13 protein-coding genes and 1 riboswitch are annotated in these 15,364 nt (G+C 30.7%); of the genes, 3 read left to right on the top strand and 10 right to left on the bottom strand.

The features are described 5' to 3' along the window. Positions 1-71 precede the first annotated feature (71 nt). The 3 genes from SCLAR_RS01925 (at position 72) to SCLAR_RS01915 (ending at position 4,436) form a co-directional block, all read left to right on the top strand. Positions 72-2,258 carry a Vmc-like lipoprotein signal peptide domain-containing protein gene (locus SCLAR_RS01925; protein WP_100254267.1) on the top strand — a complete coding sequence of 729 codons (2,187 nt, stop codon included), beginning with the start codon at positions 72-74 and terminating at the stop codon, positions 2,256-2,258. Continuing rightward, the gene (locus SCLAR_RS01920) at positions 2,258-3,949 is read left to right on the top strand and encodes a lipoprotein (protein WP_100254266.1); all 1,692 of its coding nucleotides are present in this window, start codon (positions 2,258-2,260) and stop codon (positions 3,947-3,949) included. Before SCLAR_RS01925 ends, SCLAR_RS01920 begins: the two co-directional genes overlap by 1 nt. 73 nt (positions 3,950-4,022) lie before the next feature. After that, positions 4,023-4,436 carry an HIT family protein gene (locus SCLAR_RS01915; RefSeq protein ID WP_100254265.1) on the top strand — a complete coding sequence of 138 codons (414 nt, stop codon included), beginning with the start codon at positions 4,023-4,025 and terminating at the stop codon, positions 4,434-4,436. A 33-nt stretch (positions 4,437-4,469) separates the two neighbouring features. Here the strand turns inward: SCLAR_RS01915 and SCLAR_RS01910 are convergent, their stop codons facing one another. The 10 genes from SCLAR_RS01910 to SCLAR_RS01865 all read right to left on the bottom strand — a co-directional run bounded on the left by SCLAR_RS01910 (position 4,470) and on the right by SCLAR_RS01865 (position 15,352). Continuing rightward, positions 4,470-5,444: a 3'-5' exoribonuclease YhaM family protein gene (locus SCLAR_RS01910; protein WP_100254264.1), complete on the bottom strand. Its 975-nt coding sequence runs from the start codon at positions 5,442-5,444 to the stop codon at positions 4,470-4,472. Between the two features lie 53 nt (positions 5,445-5,497). Then, complete coding sequence (locus tag SCLAR_RS01905) at positions 5,498-8,068, bottom strand: hypothetical protein (RefSeq protein WP_100254263.1); 2,571 nt, start codon at positions 8,066-8,068, stop codon at positions 5,498-5,500. 220 nt (positions 8,069-8,288) lie between these two features. Then, positions 8,289-9,011, bottom strand: a complete 723-nt coding sequence (locus tag SCLAR_RS01900; RefSeq protein ID WP_146637825.1) for a DDE-type integrase/transposase/recombinase — start codon at positions 9,009-9,011, stop codon at positions 8,289-8,291. 125 nt (positions 9,012-9,136) lie between these two features. Next, positions 9,137-9,433, bottom strand: a complete 297-nt coding sequence (locus tag SCLAR_RS01895) for a transposase (protein WP_100254044.1) — start codon at positions 9,431-9,433, stop codon at positions 9,137-9,139. A 558-nt stretch (positions 9,434-9,991) separates the two neighbouring features. Beyond that, the gene (locus SCLAR_RS01890) at positions 9,992-10,627 is read right to left on the bottom strand and encodes a lipoprotein (RefSeq protein WP_100254261.1); all 636 of its coding nucleotides are present in this window, start codon (positions 10,625-10,627) and stop codon (positions 9,992-9,994) included. A 251-nt stretch (positions 10,628-10,878) separates the two neighbouring features. After that, positions 10,879-11,289, bottom strand: a complete 411-nt coding sequence (locus SCLAR_RS01885) for a hypothetical protein (RefSeq protein WP_100254260.1) — start codon at positions 11,287-11,289, stop codon at positions 10,879-10,881. Positions 11,290-11,445: 156 nt separating this feature from the next. Next, the gene (locus SCLAR_RS01880) at positions 11,446-12,153 is read right to left on the bottom strand and encodes a hypothetical protein (RefSeq protein ID WP_100254259.1); all 708 of its coding nucleotides are present in this window, start codon (positions 12,151-12,153) and stop codon (positions 11,446-11,448) included. Positions 12,154-12,394: 241 nt separating this feature from the next. Then, a complete protein-coding gene (locus SCLAR_RS01875; protein WP_100254258.1) occupies positions 12,395-13,066 on the bottom strand; it encodes a copper homeostasis protein CutC in 672 nt (223 codons plus the stop codon). Then, positions 13,067-14,200 (bottom strand): methionine adenosyltransferase, encoded by a 1,134-nt coding sequence (gene metK / locus SCLAR_RS01870; RefSeq protein ID WP_100254257.1) that lies wholly within the window; start codon positions 14,198-14,200, stop codon positions 13,067-13,069. It abuts the gene before it with no gap. Positions 14,201-14,277: 77 nt separating this feature from the next. Beyond that, a riboswitch (SAM riboswitch) is annotated at positions 14,278-14,370 on the bottom strand. A 31-nt stretch (positions 14,371-14,401) separates the two neighbouring features. Beyond that, positions 14,402-15,352, bottom strand: coding sequence for a serine aminopeptidase domain-containing protein (locus SCLAR_RS01865; protein WP_100254256.1), 951 nt, complete (start codon positions 15,350-15,352; stop codon positions 14,402-14,404). Positions 15,353-15,364 lie beyond the last annotated feature (12 nt).

The raw sequence follows: 15,364 nt of genomic DNA, 5'->3' as shown, positions 1-15,364 counted from the left end.
AAATTAACCGAGCAATAATGTTTTTTTTCTTTATAATTATATTGTATATTTAATTTCAAGGAGTGAAATAAGTGAAAAAATTAATCACGCTATTAAGCGGACTAACTATTACAGCAAGTTCTGCATCAGTTGCAGTAGCTTGTACAAACTATGACCACAAGGTTGATGGAAACTCAATATTGGTGCAATTCTTGCAATCAATGGATGGAGTAGCACAAATTGATGCTAGTGACGTTCTATGAGAATTAATTAACCAAAGTGGACCAGCCAATCGTGAGAGTTTCTTAATTCAGTTGTTAAACCTAATTAACGTATCTATTTTAAGTAATTCTGAACAAAATTTTGGTGAAACTGGCTCAATCTTAGATGATGCATCAAGTTTCATTAATACAGGATTGGGAGATGCACTAATTAATAAATGAAAATCAGTTAGTGCTGCTGTTGACCTACAAATTCAAAGGGAAAAAGATAGCTACCAAAGAGCAAATGGTAAAAATTGATTGTCAAAATGAAAACAAATGTTAGTTGATAAATATTCAGTTTATCAAAAAGACACAGGAGATATGGATTTAGACTTCTTAGAAGCAAAATACAAAGCAAATATCTTAATGACTGATGCTAGCAATAGTGCAACAAAAGGTATTTTAGATGTATTGTTAAATACAGATAGTTTTGGGGTAACTTGAGTTACTTCAACAACTGTTGCAAGTAAATTTAATGCACTAAAAAGTGTTGTGGGAGATGATGCTAAATTTCAACAAGTTTTTGATGCAGATAAATTAGCTATTCAACAGATTGAAAATGCCCAAGAAGCAGATGCTACAAAATGAGCAAAGAAAATAGATTATACAGTTGAAGAAGCAAAAGCAGTTATTAGTGGACTTGCTGATGCCTCAACCTTAGAACATGATGTTCCCGAAGATACTAATGTTTGATCTGCAAATGGTTCAGCTTCAAGAGCTGGAATGCTAAGTAATTCTCAACTATTCTTCTTAAACAAGTACTATGAAACTAAGGCGCCACTTGCAATAAGTGAAGTTGTCATTGCCTTTTCAGATAACCAAAAATTTGATGATGGAATTACCCCTGAAGACTTCAATGGTGACAATGAAGTTGACTCAAAAGCAACAAATAGACTATTACCAAATCTATTGGATGACAATTTATGAAATGCAGCATTGGTAAAAAATGATGTTTTTACAACTTACCAATCAAAAGCATCAGTAAAAACTTATGATTCATTACTAACTCTAACAAACTCAAATTATTCAAACACACTTAAATCAGTAGTTTATGACTATGTGCTTAAAGGTAATGGAGCTAGTGATGAACCCATACAACCTGATGTAGCGAGTGATAATCAATTATCAAAGATTGTTACAGACTTAAATAGATCTTCTGATAAAAAACTATATGCTCAATTTGGTTCAGATGGAAACAAACTTGTTTACATAGACACAGATGGAATTCATGTAGTTAGAATTGAAGGTTGAGATTATTTTAAAGATGCAGAAAGCAACGCAGAAAGAGCAAATACTTTGACTGAATTACAATCATTTAACAAATTCCATAATTTAAAAGATTCAGAAAAAATTGAGGGTCTATTTTCAGGAACTGGAAGACCACAAATGGAATTGTTGAATACAGCAATTAGTAACAAATACTTGCAATATTTGGTAAATACTTCATTGTTAAAAGGACTAACATCAAGTCCAGTTAATTATGACATTATGAGTGAAGTAAAATCATGAGCAACAATTAGTAACTCATCAGATTCAGAAACATATTGAATAACTACAGTATTAGAATACTTTGAAAATATTTCAAATATCTCTCCTGAGGGAAGTGATTCATCAAACAATGACATAATTAAAACATTTGTTGGTAAATTCTTGGTGTTTGGGTCAAGCAATGCAGCAAATCAAACAGCAAATGACATTGCAGAAAGTATGGAAAATTGAGCAATTGACAAAATTAGTACTGCTCAACAAACAATTCAAATAGCTTCATCAGTTAAATTTGTGGAAATGTTTAAAAACTGAAGAAAATCAATAGAGTCAAACACAGCAGCTGAATATCCAAAAGGTTTAATTGATGGTGATAAATTTGGAGATAGTACTTTAGCAGAAAGTGTAAAAGAGATTTGATTAGTTACTACAGATCCACCATCAACTAGTGGTGAATCTAGTTCAAATCTAAAAGTACTAGATGTTTACTATCTATTCAATACTATGACTGAGAAAGGAACTGATTTATAATGAGAAAATTACTTGGATTAATTAGTGCTTTTTCACTAACAGCCACTGCTTCATCAATTGCAGTAGCTTGTGGTTCAGATAGAATTGAAAGTCCTGTTTTAAATAAGGATTTAGCAAGACAAATTATTGCTAAACTATCTGGTGAAGACTTGGCAAGCATTGACTTTGGTGATATTTTCACCAATGCAGATATTTCTGCAACAGTTGTTAAAATGATTAATGACTTAGTTTCAAAACAATATGGTTATGATTCAACCAATTCATTATTAAGAAACTTAGGTTTAACACCCTATGCAGATAGAGATAGCAGTGGAAAACTGCCTGAGGCATTCACTGAATCATTTGCTAATTCAGCAGCAACTGTTGCTGAAGATAAATTATTTACAGAATATACTAAATCAATCTCATCAGGAACTAGAATGGATTTAAGTCAACTAGTTTCACTATATTCATTAAATCCAATTAAAGACACAGTAGTTGAAGCCATTGATGGAACTCCTGTTGAAGTAAAAGTTGGTGATAAAATTTATATTGATGAAAATGTTTGAGGTCTATTTACAGAGGCAAGCAATGATTACACAGTTATTCTCCCAACAATTGCTCAACTGACAGCTAAAGAATCAGTTTTTACAATTAAAGGAAGAGAAATCAGTGCAAAAACTGCACTGAGATTGAGATTTCAAGACTACTTTAATAACTCATTAATGAAAAGTATTGCAGAAAACCTATTAACAATGGCTTACATTGATTCAAACTCATTTGTTGCTTCAGAAGTTGCAGGTGGATATGAACCATTTATCAATACAAGTTCTGCTCTATTTGGAAAAACTCAAACATGATATACTTCAAATACAACAGCAACTGATAGAGAATGAAAAACCAATGTTAAAATGGTTTGATCACTAAAATTCAACAATGAAACAGGTTTAAATCAAGCAAATGCTTTAAAATTAATTGATAATTTAGCAAGTTTCATTAATACTGCAACTGGTGAATTAAAACCTGATGGAGATGGATTAATTGCCTTAATGGAAAAGGTAATTGAAAAAATGAATAATGCAAGTGAGTTTGATGGTGGTATCTATACTGCTGATGATTCAAATGCATATGACTCATTCTTTAATCAAGAAGGTTTCAAAGGATTAACAGTTTATGAAAGTGGTAGTTCAATTGGAACTAGTCCAATTTCAGGTGCCAACTATGAAGATGCAGTAAAAAATGCAACCAAAGCTGGAATGTTAAAAAATGGTCCTTTACCTTACTTTACAGATTCAAGTAATGGAAACATTGCAGAGTTTGTCTTTGTTTTACCGGTATATATGATTGAACTACTTGGTGGTAGTGATCCATCTGGTGCATCAAACTTTACTATTAAAGATGCAGCTGATGGATCTAAACCAGTAAACCTTGGACCATCAGCAGTTAACCCTGATCGTTATGTTGAAATTTGAAATCAAACTAACAACAAGGCTTTCCATTCAAAAGATGTTCAAGAACTAATAACAAATGATAGTGCTCGTCGTGCATTAATTAACCAAGTTAAATATGTGGTTTCTCAAGACAGCACAACCTCATCAATCGCAAAAACTACTTTATATTCAAGATACTTGGATGCAGATGATATCTTCTATGCTGGTTTATACAGCCAAATTGGAACATACATTAGAAATGAAGCGGAATCAGACGAATAATTTAAAAAGTTGAAGTTATTTCAACTTTTTTTAAACAAATTTTGTAAAATAACTATGAGAGGAAAAAAATAATATGAAAGACTGTATTTTTTGTAAAATCATAAACCAAGAATTACCTTGTAAAAAAATTTATGAAGATGATTTGTGTTTAGCTTTTTTAGATATTGCCCCAAACAGTGATGGACATTGCTTGGTAATACCAAAAACTCACTCAGAGGATTTGACATCATCAAGTTTTGAAGACCTTCAAGCAGTGGCAATAGCTAAAGTAAAAGTTGTTGAAATTCTCAATGCTAAATTACCTCAAAAACCTGCTGGTTATAATTTTATTTCAAATCAAGGGGCAGAAGCTTATCAAGTGGTTTTTCACTATCATGAACACATTGTGCCAAAATATGTTAAAGATGAAGGTTACACTATTAAAATTAATAAAAACCCTAAAGACTTAACACCTGATGAACTTTATGAATACTTTACAAGTAAATAAAAAAATAGAACTAAACTACAAAATGTAGCAGTTCTATTTTTCTTTTTTAAAATGTTTTAAAAATTGGCGACCATTTTCAGTTAAAACTCTTGGAGTTCACCCAGTTTCAGCAGTTACTTTCTCTAACTCATCATTCACTCGATAAATGCGTGCATCCAAAGCATCCAAAGAAGAAACTATAATTGCTTCCATAAGATTTGGTTCAACTGGCGACCCAAACTCTCTTTGACCATGACTTGCTAAAATAACATGTTGGAGTAAGACTACACTTGCTTCTTCATCAACAGTTAGCTTAAGTTCTTTGGCTTTTTGAGCTACAAATGTGTTTCCAATTGAAATATGTCCAATTAACCGTCCTGCATCAGTATATTCTGATGCAGTTTTGCCCTTCATTTCCACAACTTTACCAATATCATGTAAAATAGCACCACAAATTACTAGTTCTCAATCAATTTGAGCATATTTATAAACATCTTTTAAAGAGATGGCAGCTTTTAGTAGACTAACACTATGTCAAAATAGTCCCCCCACCACATTGTGGTGAATTGAAGTTGCTGCTGGGAAAGTTTTAAACTCATTTTCATAATCATTTAAAATAGCAATAGTAATTTTTTTATAAACTGGATTTTTAATTTTGCCTAACACTTCTAATAGTGCTTTATATTGTTTATTTACATCTAATGGTGCAGAAATCAAAAACAAGTCTTCACTAATTTGGTATTTACCAAAATCTACTGGATCTATCACCAAATAACTATTTATTTTTAATTGTAATTGTTGGCGATAAACATTTGCAACTGCATCAACCTTAACATAAGCATCTGTAATGATTTTCTTTACATCTTCTTCTTCACAATTTCACAATCTTGCCTCAATTCTCCCAGTGGAGTCTGCTAAATTAACTACTAAGTAGTTTGCTCCATTATTACCAGTTGATAAAATTACTTTCTCAACACGAGCAATTAAGCTAATATTTTTTGTTTCACTGTTAATTTCATTAATTCTCATAAAATTTTCCTCTATACTACTTATTTTATCAAAAAAAGCACCATTTAGTGCTTTTAAATTAACAAACCAGGGTTATTGATTATCTCATTAAATGCATTAGTTAAATTAACGGCATCTTTAAATGAAATATATGACTGATCAAATGCAACACTTACATTAACATAGTCTGATAACAAGTTGTGGTTTATTACTCTTGAATGCACATCACCAATTGTGATTGCAATTACTGCTTGATTTGGTAATTGTAATTTTGATGAAAGGACATTAAATTTACCCATATCAACTAAAATAATATTATTTGGAGTTTTTGTAACTTCATTATTTTTAATTTGCAAGGCCACTTGCTCTAAATTAGATTCAGCAGCTAAATTAATATCTTTATACAATAACTCACCTTGTTTAATTTTTCCTAAACTAATTGTTTGATTATCATTGAAATCAAATTCTTGGAATTCAGCAATTACCTTATGTAAAGCTTTCAAATAGAAGGTATTTAAACCTAGTTTAACCCCTTTTGCTAAATAAGGGTCATGCATTAAAGTGTGTAAGTTCATCAATCCTGTTACATCAACCTCAAAATCAATTGAACTGATTTGTCTTGCAGTACTTGTTGATGTTTGCAATATTTTTTGATTTAATTTTGCAAGTTGTTCATCAATTTTTTCAATTTTTTCTAAAATTGCTTGTTCACTATCTGCAGCTAAATCAAAATGATTAACATCAGTTGAACTAATTTCTGGAGCTGTTATTGAAACTGTATTTTTAAAATTATCTACTTTTTCTTGTAAAGTTTTTTGTGTTTTTTGAATTTCTTCAATTTTTTCTAGTAAATAACTATTTTCATGAGATTGCACTGCCTCATAATCTTTAACTATTTGGCACTCTTGCTGTTCAAGTTTTTCAATTCTTTCAGTCAAGTTTCTAATTTCTGCTAATAGAAGTTCTGCATGCATTTCTGAAATCTCAGAACTTGGTTCAACCTCAAAATCTGCAGTTTTTAAATCTGTAAATTCTGTAAATTGGTGTAAATCATCAACTTCTGTGCTTGTAACTTCTGGTTGGGTTTCCTCAAACTCAATTGAAGCTACCACTTCAGGGTTTTCATTTGCAAAAAACTCAGCATTGATTTTATTTTCACTGCCCAAAGCAGTTACAAATGAACTATTCTCTTCATTAATTAATTTCGGTTCAACATAACTTGAAGCTGCTTGGTCTCTTGGGACCACTGTGTCTAAAGGTTTGCTCTCAGTTGAGTCCTCTGTTTCAGAACTTTCATTTGTAAATTTTGATAAAAACTCAGAATCATCAATCATTTCAGTTAATTCTTGGGTGTTTAACACCTCTGCTGGTAGTTCATTTGTAAATTCTTCTTCAATCTCTGTTTCAGGCTCTAATTCAGGTTCATTTAGGTCTGCTGCTTCATCAACACTTAATGCATTCAACTCACTTAACTCTTTTGTGATTGAATCATTGACAAATAATGGTGTTGCATCAATTTTATATTCATCCTCTACTTTGTTTGGAGCTGGAGTCGGTTCAAAATCTGGCTGTGGAGTTGCATCATGATTTTGTTCAACAGAGTCCTCAATAATCACTTTTGGATCAGTTATTTCAGTATCAGTTATTCCATCTTCATCAATTGATTCAATATTAATGTCTAAATTAGATCAAGTCATATCAATTTCAGAGTTTAATTTGTTTTGGGTTGCTTCAAAATCTGGAGTTTCTTGGGGTACAAATAAATCTAAATCATAGTCTTCTGCAGCATTATCATCTGGCTCAGAATTTGTGTCAACTGCTGCAAAAGCAGCTTCAACTTCATCTTGTGTTACTACACTATTGGTCTCAAAATCATCCACTGGAGTAGAATCAGTGCTATCAGGTGATTCAATTTCACTTTCTTCTGAAAATGAGTCTACACTCTCAGGTGAGTCGGCTTCAGACTCAAAAATAGCTTCAAATTCAGTTTCAATTATGACATCTTCATCAACACTTGTAAACTCTTCATCCTCAGCATTAACACTGGCAAATGAAGGTTCTGTTTCAGGTTGAAACTCATTTGCAGTTTCAACTTCGTCATCTGAGTAGTCTTCAAATTCATCATTGTTGTCAGCAATACTTAAATCTTCAGTTTTATTACTATTTTCATCAATATCTAAGTCACTGTTTGCGGCTGAAAATTCTGTTTCAACATCAGTTTCAGGTTGAAACTCATTTGCAGTTTCAACTTCGTCATCTGAGTAGTCTTCAAATTCATCATTGTTATCATCAGCTGCATCATATTCTTTAACAACCTCATTAATGTCATTGCCTAAGTGTCCAAATTTTTCTAGACCTTCTCTTAAAGTGTTACCTAGCTTATTTTGTTTTCTGATTAATCTATTTAACTCATGATCATTTAACACTTCAAACATAGTTTCACCAGGTTTAACAATAATTGATTCAACAATTTTAATTTCACCAATGATACCATCATTTTTTGCAATAACTTTGATTTTTTCACGTTCTGAATTGATGACTAAGGCAAGTAAATCGCCTTCTACAACTTTTTGCCCTACTTCAACAATGACATTTTGCACAATTCCTTTGCGCTTATTGTCAGACTGAAATTTAATTTTATCCATAATAGCCCCCTATAAATTAATGTTTTTGCCCATAAAACATTTTTTTTGATTTAACTTATTTTTTAACCATTCTTTAACCTAAAAGTCAGCTTTTATCAAGTTTTCACTAAAAAATAAGAATTCAACTATATTATACGCAATTATTAAGCTGACTTCAATTTTTTATTAAATAAAATTGAAACTTTTTTTGACAGGTAACCTTTTTCCGGACACACATATTTTACAACTTTATTCTCACATAATTGTAAAATTTTTGATATAAACTTGCATTTAGCTGATACTCAGCAAGTCCTTTATAACAGTAATTTTCTTTTAAGCATTCTCTTTTAAAAACTGATCAAAACCCTTCAATCCAACCATTATCTGTAGACTTGGCTATTCTTGACATGCTTGGAATCAAATTAAAGTACATTAGCATCAACTTATAATTATATGCTTTAAATTCAGAACCATTATCTGAGTGTATTACACTGTTTGGCAAGAAGACACCAAATTCATCAGTCATTTTTAGAAATGATTTTTCTACAAGTTGATTCCCTTTATTTTTTTCTGTTACTAAACCAAAGATTTTTTTCATTTTAATATGATAAAAACCACAGGTATAGTATCTTTCACCATTGAATTCCTTTTCTGTTATGTCTACTGAAAAAACATCACCATACTTATCAAAATTTTCAGGATCAGTTAACAAGTTTGGGTATTTACCAACCTTTTCAGGTTTTGCTACCTTATTTTTTCATTTCACATGATTATTGGTGGAGATGCTTCTCATTTTAAAGTATCTCAATATTTTTTTATGTGATGACTTAGCTATCCCCTTAGTGAGCAAATCTATTGCAATTCTTTTACAACCATAGGTTTTTCCTGAATCAATAAAGCTCTGCTCAATATTTAAATAAAAATCATGATCATAATATCTTACCCTAGGTTTCCCTTGCTTCACTCATTCATAGTATGTACTTTTTGGAAGTTGAGCAATTTTTAATAAGCCATTTTTAGGTATTTTGAATTCATTGTAGATAAATTCCTCAACAACTAAGCATTTAATTATATTAAGCTCCCATTTAACTACTTTTTTTTACTTATCAGGGCCTCAATTCTTTTTCACATTTCATTTCTAGTTTCTAATTCGGCATTTTTCTTCTTCAGTTCTTTAACTTCATTTCTTAAAATTATTAGTTCTTCTTTATCAGCTGAATTTGGTGCCCCAAGACCATCAATTCCAGATTGATCATACTTTTTACACCAATTTAAAAGTGTTTGATCTGAGATGCCATAACTTTTAACAAAATTCTTGGCCTTTGTCTTGCTCTCTCTAAATTTTAAAATTATTTTTTCTTTTTGCTTTGCTGAGTAATGTCCCATAAAAAAACCTCTTTCCTAACAATATTATTTTACATTCAATATAAATGTAATTTAATTTTTTGTCCGGAAAAAGGTGGAAGTACAATTGAAACTTTTTTTTGACAGGTAACCTTTTTCTGGACACACATATTTTACAACTTTATTCTTATATAATTGTAAAATTTTTGATATAAACTTGCATTTAGCTGATACTCAACAAGTTCTTTATAACAGTAATTTTCTTTTAAACATTCTCTTTTAAAAACTGATCAAACCTTTCAATTCAACCACTATCTGTAGACTTGGCTATTCTTGCCATGCTAGGAATAAAATTATAGTACATTATATTTAAAAATATATTTATTAAATATCTATTAATCTTGTTATTGGTTAAGTTACATCAATATTGTCAATTTTAACAAAGTTAATTTACATAATTGACTTAAAGTTGTAATGACTTTGCAAAAATAAGATCTAGAAAAATAAAAACTATTCAAGTATACTTGAATAGTTTAAAAACTTATTATTAAAAGATAATTTATTAAATGATATTGTTGTGTGAAAATGTTTTAAATGCTATTAAACTTTTAAATCTTCTTCATCTGAAACTAAAATTTCAGTAACTGTAAATGATAAAGTGTCTCCATCAGCTAATTTATATCCTGTTGCAAGAGTAAATGCAATATCTGCACTTGTGTCTGTAGCATCATTTTTAGTTACTGTTCAAGTATCAACTTCAACAATTGTTTCATCAGCATCTAATAATGCTTTTAATTCCACAGTTGTCAAGTCCTCTTTATCTGTTAATAAAGCATCAACTTTGTCTTTAATGCTTGCAGTAGTAACTGTGATTTCTTCATCTTCATCTTCTTCATCTGAAACTAAAATTTCAGTAACTGTAAATGATAAAGTGTCTCCATCAGCTAATTCATATCCTTCTGCAAGAGCGAATCCAATGGTTGCATTTGTTGTGGTACCAACTCTAGATACTGTTCAAGTAGCAACTTCAACAATTGTTTCATCAGCATCTAATAATGCTTCCAATTCTGCAACTGTCAAGTCCTCTTCATCTGTTAATAAAGCATCAACTTTGCCTTTAATGCTTTCAGTAGTAACTGTGATATCTGTTTTTTCATCTTCTCCACAAGCAACTACAGCAGATCCTGTGCTAGCAACTAAGCCAGTTGCTGCTAGTAATCCTAATAATTTCTTCATATATTTTTATTCCCTTTCATACATGTAGCATAATATTATGCCTAAAAATTATTATACATATATTTTCGTTATTTACAACACAAAAAAGTGTTAACTTTGAAAATATTCCATTGTTATAAAAATAAAAAAGGATAAATTAGGTCTTTAATTTATCCTTTTAAATAGTTGTTATTGGGTTAAAATTCTATTCATAGTTAAAAGATACTTTTGTTAGTTTTAAAGTGAACAGTTAACTTTTAAAAATTTAGTACCTAAAATGAACTTAAGAGACTTTCACTTTCTTGGTATTTTGAGTATATATATGTCACAGTGATATTACCAGCATCATAACTTCAAATACTAGTCGGTACAGATATAATTGCTTGCATTGTTGTTGGATCCTCTACAAAATACAAGTTTATAAAAATTCCATTCTCTAAATAAGTTTCATCAACATCTGCATAATTTGCTTCTCATAATTTTTGGACTATTTCTTCAAGTGATGGTAAATCATCAACACCTGAAAACTCACCCAATTCAGTTTTACTAATGTAATCTTTCAAATAAGACTTTGGTGGTACTGCAGTATTTTTTCACCAAAAACATGACACAGTATTTGCTGCTGCTAAGCTCACACTTCCAACAAATGCAAAACTCCCTAATAAACTTAAAGTTTTTTTCATTATTGACAATGCTCCTTTCTCTTAACTGCTTTATTCCACAAACTAATTATAACACCAGAATTTTTCTTAATCAAAAAAATGCAATTAACTAAAAACCTTAAAAATAGCACCCCAAAGGATTAACTTAAATTGAAAAAATGGGTTGAAACCCATTTTTTATCCACTTACTGCTTGTTTTAATAGTCAGCTTTCAGACATAGTTTCAAAACCTCGACAAATGCGTCCAAATTCTGGTAATCTTAATCACTCTTTTTTATCAGTTGCCTGACACTTTTCAACCAATAATAAAGTAAAGTTAATTAGATGACTTGCATCATAATCATCATGGAATAGAAGAATTCCAAAGTCTTTGAAAATGAATGGTGCTTGTAAAACTAATCAAGCATACTCAAAATTGAATTCCCCTAAAGGTTTAATGATGTGAAAGTCAACATAAACATAAGCTAAATCTTCACATAGTTGAAACAATTCTTCAACATTTTCCGTTTCTTCACATGTTTTGGCAACATTTGTTTTAAATTCTGGATACTTGTTTTTATCAAAAAAGTCTACATATGTACCCTGTGGATCAAGTTTTAGATATAAGTTTTTAAATTGCTCTAGGTTAACATATGGTCACTTTCCATTATGTTTTTTAGATTCAACCCCAGTCAAGATAATTTCTTGAAAGTAACAAAGCATGTCTATGACATTAGCAGTGTGTTCCCCATAAACATTACGTTCATTAGGATCTAGATAATCTTTTTCAACAATATAATCTTCAAGTTCAGCACAATTTACATCAATTTTCTTAAAAGTGCAGACACTCTCTATATATTTAATAAAAAATTTATCTCAAAATTCGTTTAGTTGGTAAGTTAGCATAAGACCACCTCGATTATTCTTATAATTATAACCTTTTATATAGCTTTTAGCAATTAAATTAGAAAAAAACATAGCACTATTAATAGTGTCAGAAAGGTTTAAACTTTTTTTATTCCCGTACGTTAGCAAAGAATAAACTACTTCACAAATTCAGTTTAAACTGAGTCTGTCAATAATAGTTTTCTTTACAAATAGCAGACCCTAAATGTCTGCTATTTTTTTGTTTTTTATCATAAAAATTTTATGATTGTTGATCAGTTGCAACAAGTGCTTCAATTTTTTTAATATCAATTGGACTTGCAAATGTTCCATCAACTCTAGCTGCAGTTCCCACATGAATAAATGGTGAAATAGCTCTAGCTTTATTAATGTTACTTGAATTAACCCCTCCACCAATTAAAATATTAATTGTTAGGTTTAAATCTGCAAGTTCTTGTAAAACACTAAATCCTTCTTCAATATTTGCTTTTCCTGAAGTTAGCACAGTGTCAACACCAAGTTCATCTAAAACTTTTAAGGCCTCAACTTTATCTTCAATTTCATCAAAAGCACGATGGAAAACTACTTTTTTCCCTTTAGCTCTTTTAAAAACTTCATGCATAAAGTCAACATCAACTTTTTTAGCAGCTGTAATTGCCCCAATAACAATGGCATTTGCTTTTGTTGAAGCAATAAACTCAATGTCTGCAAATAATTCAGCAGCTTCTGTTGGATTGATGAAATAATCTGAATGTTTTCTACGCACCATAACATTGACTGGTAAATCTGAAACAGCACATGCTTCTTTGATAATTTCTTTATCTGGAGTATATCCTCCAAATTCAAGATGTGAACAAAGCTCAATTCTTGAAGCAGAGCTTGCATTTATATCAATTACATCTTGAACATTTAAACCAATAACTTCTAAATACATCTATTTATAACCCTTTAACTTTCTTACCACATCTAATTTCTCTCAACTGAACTCTTGTTTCCCAAAGTGTCCATATTTTGCTGAACGGAAATAAACTGGTTTTCTTAATTCTAGCACATCAATTATGTTTTTGACACTAAAATCAAAATTTTCTTTAATTGCTTTGTGGATTTTTTCCATTGAAACTGTATTTGTTCCAAAGGCTTCCACAAAAATCGAAATAGGTCTTGGTAGTCCAATTGCATAGCTTAATTGGATTTCCAAACGGTCTGCAAGTCCAGCAGCCACAATATTTTTAGCAGCATAACGAGCCATGTAAGCTGCACTACGATCAACTTTTGTTGGATCTTTTCCTGAAAAGGCACCTCCACCATGTCGAGCATGTCCCCCATAAGTATCAACAATAATTTTACGACCAGTTAAACCAACATCTCCCAAAGGTCCCCCAATAACAAAACGGCCAGTTGGGTTAATTAGAACTTTAAAGTCTGTGTTTAAACCATGTCTTTTAGCAATGGGATTCATAATGTTATTTTTAATAAATGATTCAAATTCAGCTTTATCATAATTTTCATCATGTTGGACTGACATTAAAATTGTATCAATAATTGGATTTTTTGGATTAGTAATATCCATAGTAACTTGAGATTTCATATCTGGTTGAGCATATTTAAACTGTCCAGCTTTTCTTAATTTACTTGCCATGTGCACTAAGTCATGAGCAATTTGAATAGAATATGGCATTAAAGATTCAGCTTCTTTAACAGCATATCCAAACATAATGCCTTGATCTCCAGCACCCATTTCTGCACCATCAACTCCTTGAGCAATGTCTGGTGATTGTTCTTTTAATCTAATATCAACCTCACAGTGTTCTCAATCAATCCCTGTTTCGGCATTTTTATAACCAACTTTTTTTAAGATACGACGAACTTGACCTTCATAATCAACCTTAGCTGTGGTTGAAATTTCTCCTGTCACAATTACATAGTTTTTTGTAGCTAGTGTCTCACAAGCAACACGCGAATTTGGATCTTCTTTTAAACAAGCATCTAAAATTGCATCACTAATTTGATCACAAATCTTGTCTGGATGCCCTTCTGAAACCGATTCACTTGTAAAATATCTTTTCATTTTTATTTCTCCTTAATTTATATATCATCATATTGAGTAAAAAAACCCCTAAAAAGGGGTCAAATAGAAATTCTAGCTTCCTATTGCTGGTTTCCCCAAATTTAAGCACCTAACTTAAAAGGTTGCTACTACTTCAACGAGTTTTTTCTCTCAGTAGTTCTTAATAAGAATATTAAGTCTGAATCAATATTAACAAATTAATTACAGGTTTTCCATAATTTTTGTAAAGTTTTTCTCATTTTCAGCTCAATGTCAAAAATGTTTAAAATCTGGCACTGCTACAGTGCTAAATAATTCATTTTTTACTTTAACAGAAAGTTTCACTGCCTGTTTTTGGTTACAATAAAAGTCATTATTAGAAACAAATCACACAACTGGAACTGAAGCTACATTAAGATTATGATAAACTCTTGCTTTCATGCGATTATTTTGTAAATATTCTTTAAAAGAATATTGCCCTTGTTCTTCATGCAATTTATCTAAGGTTTTGGCAATAACTTTATCATCAGTAAAATCAAAACCACTGTACTTTTCAACAATTGTAGTATTTAACAAGAACAATCTACTTCAAAAAATTAATTGCTTAGTGCGAGCACTGTGTGGGTAAGGTGGATTTAAAGTTGGATTTAGAACTATGAATTTTTCAACTCTAGTGTCAGTACTGTAATACAGTGCTCCCAGTGCAGATTTACCTGAAGCTACTATGACGATTTTTTTCTCATACTTTTCTTTTAGTTCAGTTAAAATTTCATCTAAATCAGCTAACAAAGTTGCTTGGTTACCTGGAGTAAATGGTTGATTGGCTCCTACTCCTCTTTGATCATAAAAAACATAAGAGTGTCTAGTATTAGCATCTAAATATTTGGCAAAGCTAGCAAATTCACTTTTGTTTGTTTTAAAATCATGAATTCCTAAAATTAGATATTCACTATCAACAATTAACTTTTGATTAATTTTAAGTTCATATTGGTCTTTTGTAATAAACATTTTTTGCTTAATAATTTCACCTTTTTGAATAGCATTAGCACTAAATTTAAGTGAATACATCTTAATTGACTTGGTTACTATATAAATAATAATAATTGTTATCAAAAATGCTGCAACTAAGTATAAAATTAGTTCCAGGCTTGATTTGAAAAAATCTGATATCATAAAACTACACCC

The sequence above is a fragment of the Spiroplasma clarkii genome (assembly GCF_002795265.1).
Classification (GTDB): Bacteria; Bacillota_I; Bacilli_A; order Mycoplasmatales; family Mycoplasmataceae; genus Spiroplasma_A; species Spiroplasma_A clarkii.
The sequence above is the reverse complement of the archived record's forward strand: the minus strand, read 5'-3'. Positions and strand labels throughout refer to the sequence as shown.